At 65.0% G+C, this 10594-nt stretch carries 3 protein-coding genes; all 3 read right to left on the reverse strand.

Annotated elements, in window-relative coordinates:
• Nucleotides 1–12: 12 nt before the first annotated feature.
• A complete protein-coding gene (locus ACFQU3_RS19740) occupies nt 13–534 on the reverse strand; it encodes a barstar family protein (RefSeq protein WP_385912923.1) in 522 nt (173 codons plus the stop codon).
• Entirely contained in the window at nt 531–9029 is an 8499-nt protein-coding gene (locus ACFQU3_RS19745; RefSeq protein WP_385912925.1) for an RHS repeat-associated core domain-containing protein, read from the reverse strand. The genes ACFQU3_RS19740 and ACFQU3_RS19745 overlap by 4 nt, the downstream gene beginning before the upstream one ends.
• A 448-nt stretch (nt 9030–9477) precedes the next feature.
• A partial coding sequence (locus tag ACFQU3_RS19750; RefSeq protein WP_385912927.1) for an FAD-dependent monooxygenase occupies nt 9478–10594 on the reverse strand: 1117 nt, incomplete at its 5' end.

Genomic DNA, 10594 nt, shown 5'->3' on the forward strand with positions numbered 1-10594 from the left:
ACCGGCTGCACGTCAATCCTGACGGCCGAACGAAATCGGTTGTACCCCGGCCGCAGACCATAGACGCGCGGCGCTTTCGATTTGCACTCGCTCGCCTGCCAGTACGACGTGGAATGGTATAGGAGCCCGGTCCCACCACTCGCCAAGCTCAACCGGTTGAGCCCACTCCTCAGCTGCGGACGCCAAGGATCGGGCTAGCCAGCTAAGCGCAGCAGAGTCGGCCTCTGCGAGGACTTGGTCCGGTTCGGTTATTGTCACGACGTAGCCTTCGCCTGCAGGCAGTGTCTCCATTTCGGCAAGGCACTCCGTGAACGCATCTCGGTTCTCGCCGAAGTAGGGCGGAAATTGGAGCGCAGCCGCGAACTCGTCCAACAGCCCCGCGAGCGTTCGCATCTTGCGGCCACGGACGACACGAGCGGTCAGGCCCGACTCCACCCAGCCCGTCACAGCAGTTCCGACGGCCTGGGCATCGCCCTCGAACAATAGAGGCCGGAGTTTCGCCTCGACCCTCTTCAGTGCCAGTGATCCCGTCATTTAATCGGCTCTCGCAACCTCATGAAGGTTTCGTAGTGATCGCCGGTCCAATAGGCTGAACCGTCACTTCCAGTTACAATCCGCTCAGGCCCGCGGTTCACTCCTTTGACGTACGGATTCACATCCCACTCCCGATAAGTGACGCCTGGCGTTTCCGGCAAGCGGCCCTCACTGTTCTGGAAGACCCTACCGCCCTTGGAGCCGGGGAGCGGTGCACCCTTCGCGTCGACTTGGTTCAGGACCTTAGACACCTTCTCAGTGGCTGGGCCGATCGGCATGGCGTGGTCTGCGGCCTTTGTTACCCCTTGCTGACTTGGGCCCGGCGGTGGGGTCCCAGCCGAACCGGAACCACTGGAATTCATGGCCATCGAGTTCGTCAAAGTCCCGACCCCGGCCGTAATGGAGGCAACGCCGTTCGCGATGACCGCAGCGGAGGCGATATTTAGGGGAACGCCAACAACAGCACCGACGACCGTGGCATCCAGGGCAACCCCCGCGGCCTCGCCGCCGGAACCAGCCAATGCCTCGCTGATTCCTGCCGTGATCTGGCCAGCACCACGGAAGAATTCGAAGGTCCGCGAGTGTGGCGACGGGGATGGAGCCAGGAAGCCGCCCGGAGCAAGGCCCTGTAGGGCACCGTATGAGAACCCAGCTGCAGCTTCGGCGACGGTTTGCCTGTTGGCTTCCCACCACGCTGACACGGCACTGGCCCCGTTGGGGTCGACATAGTTGACGGCGTTGTTGCTGGCATAGCTGTAGAGCGCGAGGAACTGTGGGTTCTCCATGCCTGCGCCTGGCGTGGTTTCCAACTGCGGGTCCGTTGAGAGAAATTGGCCGGTCTGTGGGTCGTAGTAGCGGGCGCCGTAATAGTAGAGTCCGGTTTCTTCGTCGAGTTCCTTGCCAGTGAAGAGATAGTTCGTACGGTTGACGGTGCTGTCTTCGCGTATCCAGGCTTCACCGGAAGGGAAGTATTCGAGATGTTGGAAAGCGGAACCGTTGAGGTTGGTGACGAATTCGGTGCTACCGAGATGGTCGGCGTGGGTGTAGTAGATGTCCTTCTCGTAGGGGTTCGCGGTGGACGTGGAACCGGGCTTCTGCTGCTTCATCAGCTTGGTGGCGAAGCGCGTACCACCGATGAAGATGTCCTTCTGGGCGACCTCGCGGTTACGGATGCTGAAGCTAGGGCTGACGTATACGGTCTCGCCCTCGGGCCCGATCTTTACGACGCGTCGGCCGGTGTGGTCATAGGCGTACGTACGTTGGGCGCCGTTGTCGACGATGGTCTGGATGTGACCTTCCTCATCCCATGTGACGGTGCGCCGGTTGCCGCTGATCTGACTGTTCCAGCCCATTTGCTGGCCGGCTTGGTCGAAGGCGTATGTGCGGTCGCCGATCGCGTCAGGGGCGTGCGGGGTGACAGCGTCGTAGACGTAGTTCCAGCTCCGGGTGGTCTTCTGTTGCGGGACGACGTTGCCCCGAGAGTCGATGCGGTCGTGCTTCTGAGTCTTAGACGTGATGCTGTTCAGTTCGTCGTACCTCAGGGTCAGCGTGTACTTGTTGCCTCGGTCCGGCGGCTTGAGGTATCTGCCTTCGGCTTTTGCCAGGCGGTGCAAGTCGTCGTAGGCGTAGGTCTGGGTCATCGGCCCGCCGAACGCGTTGGGCGCGACGACGGGGACGTCGTTCGTGACCGAGGTGACATTCCCGATCTTGTCGTATGTGTACTTCAGGTTCTGGTTGGCCGGCTTGTCTGAAAGGCCGCTGTTGATGTTGGCCAGCCGGCGGCTGACAGGGTCGAACGAGACGTTCGTGGTGACCTTGTTGCCCTCGACGAGCCGGGCGCGCTGGCCGAACTTGTCATAGGCCGCCTCTGAGAGGTAGCGGTACGTCCAGCCGTCCTTGTCGCCGTCGATCTGTGTGGGTTGACCACCGCTGTCGTAGGTGTAGGCGAGGCTTTCCCCGTCCGGGTAGGTCATTTTCAGTAGCCGCCCGAAGGTGTCCTTCAGGTAGGTCGTGGTGTAGATCTCGGGTAGTGCTCCGGTCTTGCTGGAGATCGCTCGGGTCTCGTTCGTGACTTCGCCGAGCCGGCCGTGCGTGTAGGTCTGTGTGCCCGACTCGTCGGTCACCTTGATCAGGCGTCCGGCCTCCAAGCCGGCGGTGCTACCCCCGTAGGTGTAGGTGACGTTGATGCCGGGGTTCATCGGGTAGTCGATGCTGGTGAGTCGCCCGAAGTCGTACCGGTAACTGATCTTCAGGTTCTGGTCGCGAAGCGTCGGGGTGACTTGCTCGATGAGGTTGGAGGCGAGGTCGTACGTACTGTCGACCCGTCCGGCGTCCGGGCTCGCGAGGGAGGTGCGCCGGCCGAGGTTGTCGTAGGTGAAGGCGGTCTGGTTGCCCTTGGCGTCCTTCAGCCACTCCAGCTGCCCCAGCGGGTCGTAGCTGGCACTGTTCCACAGCAGCTGCTGAGCGCCGCCGGGGAGGGTGTGGGTCTGCAGCAGGGCGGTTTTCTGTCCTTGGCCGTCCGCGTACGACCGTGTGGTGGTGCCTTCGGCGTCGGTTACCGCGGTGACCTGGCGCGTTTCCCCGTCGCGGTCCTTGCCGAAGCCATAGCTGGTCGTCGTGATGGCACCATCGGGGTTCTGCACCTTGATGGGGCGGTCGAGCACATCGAAGGTGATGCTTCGTGGGTTGATCGGGTCGACCGCACTGTTGAAACGTTCTGCGGGAACCGTTAGTGATTCCGTGGTGGGGTATGAGGCGGCCACGGCCCTGCCGAGTGCGTCGAAGTCCTGATGGCCTGAGATGACTCGGACGTCGGCTGTTCTGCCGGTGGCGGGGTCGAGGACCGTGCTGTCGGTCTTGGTCTGTATGGTCCGTCCCAGCCCGTCGTCGAACACAAGGGTGTCGAAGGTGTCGGTGCCGGTTGGGGGTATGGCCTTGGTCCGCGCCCACGGGGGGTTGGCGAGAGGGTGGTATTCGAACTCGAGCGTCGCGGTCGTGCCGCCCTGCTGGTAGGGGCCGACGATCTGGATGGGCCTCCCAGCGTCGTCGAGTGTGAACGTGGTGACCTGTCCGGCCTGGTCCTGCACTCGGGTCGGCACGCCGAATCGAGGATCGTAGTCGGTGGCGGAGTTAAGCCCGAAGCTGTCGGTGACTGCGGTGACCATTGACCGTGTCGCGCTGTCGTACTGGTAGCTGAGCTTGTAGCCCGGACCGCTTGTGGTGGGTGGCCCAGTGAAGCTGGCCAAGTTGCCGTCTGGGGTGTATTGCATGTCGGACGTGGCGGCCTGCCCGTTGGCGAGGTAGGCCCGGACCTGTGTGACGTCGCCGGTTGAGCAGTCGACGTCCGAGCGCCGCTCTCGAGCAGTCTTGCCGCGTGCCTCGGACACAATCGTGGTCGCTGTCGACAGGTAGCTAATGGGGCAGTCGGAGTAGGTCAGCGTCGAGATGACGTCGTCGTCGGCTTCGTCCGTGTCGCCGCCATCGACGGTTCGGGTGATGTTGCCCGCGCCGTCGTAGTCGAACGTGGTGAAGGTTTGAGCGCCCGCGGAGGTGCTCCCCTCGTAGTTGCGAGCATCGGTGCGCAGGAGCATCGGGAAGGCGCTGCCGGTCACCTTGGTGCCAAGGTCGACGACCTGGCCGTTTTCGAGGTCGCGGAGCTTGTACGTGTTCGCGGTCTCGGTGAAGGTCCGGCCCTGATCGTCGGTGACGCGCTCGCGGGTGAGGAGTCCTTTGCTGTGGATTCCGGAGGTGTCGTAGTCACGTACGGTGGAGCGCAGGGGGTGCTGACCGTCCATGTCTTTGGTAGTGACGTGCCCGAAACCGAGGAACTCGCGCTCCTTGCGGTCGTACACCCCGAGTGCATATTCGAAACGCTTGCTGACGGTGTCGGCGCCGTCGCCCGGGTGCCCGTCGTTGACGCGTGCGCTGGAGAGCACCATCCTGCTCTGCGGCAGTTCATACGTGTTGCCGACGCGTTCGTAGTCCAGGTCGATGCGGCCACCCAGCGGGCGGATCACCGATTTGAGCAGGTTGGTCCGCCTGACGGGGTTCGCCTGCACGGTCAATTGGTCTTGGTCGTTGCTGGTCACGGCGTCCGGGGCGCCGTCGCCGTCGAGGTCGCGCAGTGCGGCGCTCTGCCAGCCCAAGGTCTCGCTGTGGTCGCCGCCGGGGTTGATGATGATGGTCCCGGCGGGCCCGATGGGGATGGGGATCGTGAAGTAGACGCCGAGTCCGGCCCCGCGGGTCTGGTTGTGGCTGAGCACGGATGGGGCCACGCCTTGCCACGGCAGGTAGTCCGCGAAGCCGGCGCCGGTGTTCAGCCCGACCACGAGTCCCGGCCGACCCTGTGCGTCCTCGTTCCGGACTCTATCGACGAGGCCGTCCCCGTTGACGTCGATCAGGGTGGCGGATGTCGTGGCGTCGCTCCAGGTCAGCGACGGACCACCGGCGATGCCGTAGGAGAAGAGGTTGACGCTCAGACCGGCGGACATGGACGTCGTGGATCCGTCGGCAAGCGCCGCGACACCCCAAGGTTCGGGCTTCAGGAACGAGTATCCGAGGTTGAGCCCGACCATGAGGATCTGCCGCCCCTTCAGGCCCTCAACGCGGACCCGGTCGGCGAGTCCGTCGCCGTTCACGTCCATGAGGTCGTAGGTGCTCGTCGTCTCGCCGCCGCCGTATGAGCCGGATACGGCCAGCCCGAGTGGGACCATTTGTGCGCCGGTCCCGTTGCCGCGGGGAGCCGCACGAACGTCGTCGGGGTTTCCGCGGGAGTTTGGGGTGGCCTGTGGCAGGTTGCCGCCGACGCTAACGGTGCCCGCTGCGTTGTGGTTGTCCCGGATCCTTTCAGGCGGTGTGGGATCGGCGTTCTTCGGTGTTTCCGGAGTGCCAGGGGCGCCTGTGCGGTCTGTGTACTGCACCTGTCGGTCACCCACGTAGTCGGGGTAGCCGTCCCCGTTGAGGTCGAGGTAGTCGAGGCTTCCACCGCTGTTGCCCGCGGCGAGTGATCCGGTGACGATCAGGCCGGCGCCGCCTGCAGCCTGGAACGCCGAGCCACGGCGCTCGACTCCTGAAGCGGACGAGTTGGCGGATACCGAGGCAAGGTCCATAGACATCGTCCCAGGCGCGGCACTCAGCCCGGTGCCTGATGCCCAGGCGCTGCTGACGCGGCACTTGTCCGCGGCGATCTGGCTTCCGCGAGTGTCGGCGATACATGAGGTTGGGCCGGCCCAAGTACCCGTCGTGGTGGAGACGGTGAAGGGGAAGGCGTGCATCTTCGTGTCGTCCGGCCGCTCCCGCAGCTGGTCCTCGGTCTTGTTGAACTGGTCGTCCTGGAATTCGAACGAGGACTCGTCGATGGCATGTGTGGCCCGGTTGCCGGTGCCGTCGTAGCCCACGTATGCCCAGGACCGGTAGGAGGGTGGGAACAGGCCAGATTCTTGAGCGTTGTGTACCGGCGCCGTGGTGGTCAAGGTCACGGGCAGGGGACCAAGAGGTGTTGGCACCTCGAACTTCACGGTCACGAACTTGGGGAATATGAAGTTGTTGAATAGCGGGGGGCGCAGCGCCGTGCGGGAGGAGTAGTCGAAGAACAGTGTCTGCCCGGGATGAACGGTCATTGTGAGGGGGCCGGCGTCGGTGTGTCCGTGCCGGTACGCCACAGCCTCCTTGGCCACCAGGTGACCGTCGGACTTGACGGTGAGGAAGCCGCTCCCAGTCGCGTCGGGGATGTCACTGGGCGGAGCGACCGTCAGCGAGAGCTCGGTGACGTCTTTGAGTTGCGGGACGACGAAGCTGCCTGTGGTGAAGGGCCGGACCTCTGGATACACGTCCATGGCGATGGGCGGGTGAATTCTGATGATCGGCTCGCCCTTTTCGTCGAGCACGTTCTTGCCGGGCGCGGACACGTACACCAGTTCCGGGCTCCAACTCACGGCCTGCGCGTCGATCGGGGAGTCGGACCGCACCCAGAGGTAAAGCCGGTCGTTGGCGGTGACCGCGATCTCGTCGTCGAGAGCGACAGTTCCCGTTTGGTCTCCATCCATTCCCCGGTGCAGTGCGACCTCCGCCGGGGGGATCTCTTTCCCGCTGTCGTCGGTGTGCATGCGAACCACCTCGATGGCGATGTCGTCCGAGGTGGCCTTCGATTTCACGGCTCCGCCGGTCAGCCGGATCGTCCCGGTGAGGGGCACCTGCACTCCGCCGTCGGGTCGTCCCGTCAGGCCGAAGTCTGTCGACGACTGGTAGGAGGTCAGCGACTGCGCGTTCGCGTCGGTCTGCGGGGGCATGCCGACGTAGCTCACCTTGGGATCCCAAGAGACCTGGTCAAAGGCGCCGTCCTGCCCTGACTGCACCCGGAAGTACAGGCGATCTCCCGCATTTACCGGGATCGAGTCCACGGTGTTAGGCGTCTTTGGGGCGAAGTCGTCTGCTCCTATCTGGGTGGACCACAGCTCCGACCCGTTGTGCTGTATCGCGACGCGGAGCCCGTCGGCTGGGTAGCCGTGCCGGTCGGCCTGCTCCAGCGCCACGTCCCCCGTGACCGACACGGTGCCGGAGATCGGCGCCGTCCACCGACGAACGGTGTCCTGGCGCTGGATACCCTCCGCCGCCGCGTCCGCCTCGGCACCGCTGTCCGGCAACATGCTCGGAGCCACCGAACCCCCGCTGATCGGCACGGGTGTGAGCCGGCTGTCTGCGTCGAAGCGCGGGACACAGGAGCTTCGCCAGTCACTACGCAGCTGGGCAGGAGAGCACGAAGCGGAAGTGTTTTTGTCCACGAGGTGGTTGAACAGCACTCTGCCCTGCGCGACCAAGTCGACCAGCCCGTCGGCGTTTACGTCACGCAAGTACGTGGTTCCCTTGGTCCAGGTCCAGGCCACATTCCCGGTGGCCTGTGCTACTAGGTACAGCTCGGGACCGATCGACAGCGTCTGGCTGGCTTCGCTGCCGAATTCCTTGATGTTGAGCGGCACGGGGTTTCCGTACGACACCGCGCCGTCGGCCGCTCGAACCTGCGGCCGGTAGAACACCACGCCCTGGGAGAGGAACACTTTGTCCACCAGGCCGTCGCCGTTGAGGTCCACCAAAGCCAGGACGTCGGTTGTAGTGCTGCCGGAGAAACCGCCTTTCACGCCGAAGGACGAGCTCTTGGTGAAGTTGAACGGAGGGGCGTAGCCCACGTAGAGGTGGCCGCCGGTCTGGTTGGTCAGTGAGCCGCTAAGTCCGCCGGGAGTCGGGGCTTCCGGCACTGTGATTGGAGGCGTTGGCTGGTCGATCTGGTCGTTGCCGGTGATCCACTTCTTCGGGTTTCCGAAGTTGTAGGAACCCTCGGTCCGGGCGTCGTCGAAATAGTCGAAGGCGTGGGTGTGGAACATGTTGTTGGCGGCGTCGCGTTGCTCGATCGCGGCGAGGAGGGTCTTGTTGTAGGCGGCCTCCTCGCGGTACGTGAACTCGTAGCTGCGGACAGGCTTGCCGGCGTACGTGACCTTGATGGCCTTTAGCCGGTCTGCCGTCACCACTTTCGCGCCCGAGCGTGCGTCGATGGCAATGTCGGTTCGCCTTTGGTCTCGCTCGAAGGCGACTTCGTACTGGCCGTGCTCATCGCCCCGGTCGGTGTAGCGGGTTGACTGTAGGTAGATCTGGTACCCGGGCTCCGTTCCCTCTGCGACGCCGTAGTGCTTGACCTTGGCCCAGTGGAAGATCACGGCGTTGCCGTGCAGGTCACGCAGTTCCCGCAGGCCCCAGCGGAACAACGAGCAAGCGGTTACGCCGCGGGGTTCGCCTGGAGGGGGACATGCAGTCGTCAGCGTCGCCTGGCCGTCGGGCCCGGAGTCCGCGTCCAGGGGTGCGCCGAACGACATGCGCTTGCCGGACTTGTCGGTGACCTCCCACCAGTAGTTCTGCGGGGAGGCGCCATGCCGCACGATCTTGGAGAAGCCGCCCTCGACAAGGGGTCGGAACTCGCGCTCCTGGACGCGACGGCCGCCGACGAGCTTGCCGGTGACGGGAATCAGTCGGGCGCCGTTGAGCAAGTACGTTTCGCTCTCTTTCGCCGCGTCATACCGGGGCGCGCCGAAGCGCGTGTCGACGGCCACCATTCCGACCGACAGGTCCCATCCCTGGCCCAACCAGCTCGAGCCGCTGCCCGACGAGTACGTCAGGCTCAGGCTGGGCTGCATGCCCAGCCGGCCCTTTGGTATCTCGATCGGATAAGACAACTCGGCGTCGCCGGTGGAGGTGGCCGATGGGGGCTGAACGAGGCTCACCCCTGAAGTTGGGTTCGCCGGTTCCATGCTGGCCAGGGCGTTCGGGTCCTCCGCGAAGACACTTGGATGATCTGGGGGCATCACCGCCGCATTGGCCAGGCTTGACGCGACACCGACTGGCGTCAGCGCTCCTGGCGCGGCCATCGCCAAAACAAGGGACAACGCCAGGATCCACGCCCAGTACGACCTGTGTCCCCGACGTGCTACAAAGGCAAGCCGTCCTGGCATGATGCAGCCTCCTCCGCCGCCGCAAGGGCGGGCTTGCTCAGCCCAAGTTGCCAAGCCCTAGAGGTGCCCTCGTGAGCGATTAATCACGACATTTGTCCAAGGCAACTTTGGACCGGCAGGGAACGCCTGTGAAGGCAGTCGACGACAAGTACGTACTTGTGCGTACGCGCCGCCGCCTTACTCACCCGCACGTCGCGACTGCGCCAATGCGGTCATGGGGAGTGCCCGGCGGGCAGGGGCGTGGAAAGCGTCGTCCTAGTGGGCGCCGTGACGCGGCGGTAAGACGCGCCTCATCGGTCAAGGCTCGAACGAGCGGATCGCGGCGTGTGTGGGCGTCGATTCGTTGTCCGTCGAAGGCTTTGAGCGATACCGCGCCGCGTGCGGGTCACAGTGGTGACTTTCATACCGTGCTTTCGGTGACTGGTCGCGGATCGGCTGGGTTCGCTCGTTACACGCGCTCGTACTCGGGAAGCGCGGGACCAGTCACCGCCCGCTCGATAAGAGCGGTCATCGCCTCCATGTCCGGCTCCCCGGCCGGGGCGGTCTGCGGGTCGGCGGTGAGCATCGCGACGTGCATGCGTCCGATCTCTTGGTTGGCCTCGACGTAGTCGCGCATCCGCTCCTGGTATCGGGCGAACCCGACCGCGGGGTCCCAGCCGGCGGCCGCGAGCTCGCCGGCCAGCATGTAGGCGCCCACCAAGGCCAGGCCGGTTCCCGCGCCCGACATCGGCGAGGCACTGAATGCTGCGTCACCGATCAACCCGACCCGCCCCACGGACCAGCGGTCCATGACGACCTGGGCCACCTGGTCGAGGTAGAAGTCCGGCGCCTCGTCGACGTGCGCAAGGATGCGCCCGGTCTCCCAGCCGAAGCCCGCCATGTGCTCGCGCAGCAGGCGCTTCTGCGCCTCGACGTCGCGGTGGTCGAACTGGTCCTCCGGGGCGGGAAAGGACAGCATCGCGATCGCCTTGGCCTGGTCCGGGACCGGCCGCAACCCCGCCCAGCGACCCCCCTCCCGGTGGTCGAGCAACCAGCCGTCCACCCCGAACACGTTGGGCACCGTGAAGAAGGCCAGCACCAGACCGAGGTGGCGCACGAACCGCTCCCGCGACCCGAACACTATCGACCGCAGGGACGAGTGCAGCCCATCGGCACCAACAACCAGGTCGAAGCGGCGTCGGTGGCCGCTCGCGAAGGTGACGTCGACTCCGTCGTCGTCTTGGACGAGGTCGGCGATCCGGTCTCCGAAGACGTACTCGACGTGATCGCGGGTGTCGTCGTAGAGGATCCGGGTCAGGTCGCCACGAAGGATCTCGATCTCAGAGACGTACCCGTCGCCCTGGTCGTCCTCGGCGCGGAAGGTCTCGAGCACGTTTCCGTCGGCGTCGACCGTGTGCGCGCCACGAGTGTTGGTGCAGGCCGCCCGGACGACGGCGTGCAGACCCATCCGGCGGATGACCTCCTTCGCGACACCGCGGGCGTCGACCGCCTGACCGCCCATCCGCAGCTCCGGCGCCTGCTCGACCACCGTCACCTCGGCACCGTGGCGGTGCAGCCAGTGGGCC

This window comes from Terrabacter sp. GCM10028922, assembly GCF_042666095.1.
GTDB lineage: Bacteria > Actinomycetota > Actinomycetes > Actinomycetales > Dermatophilaceae > Terrabacter.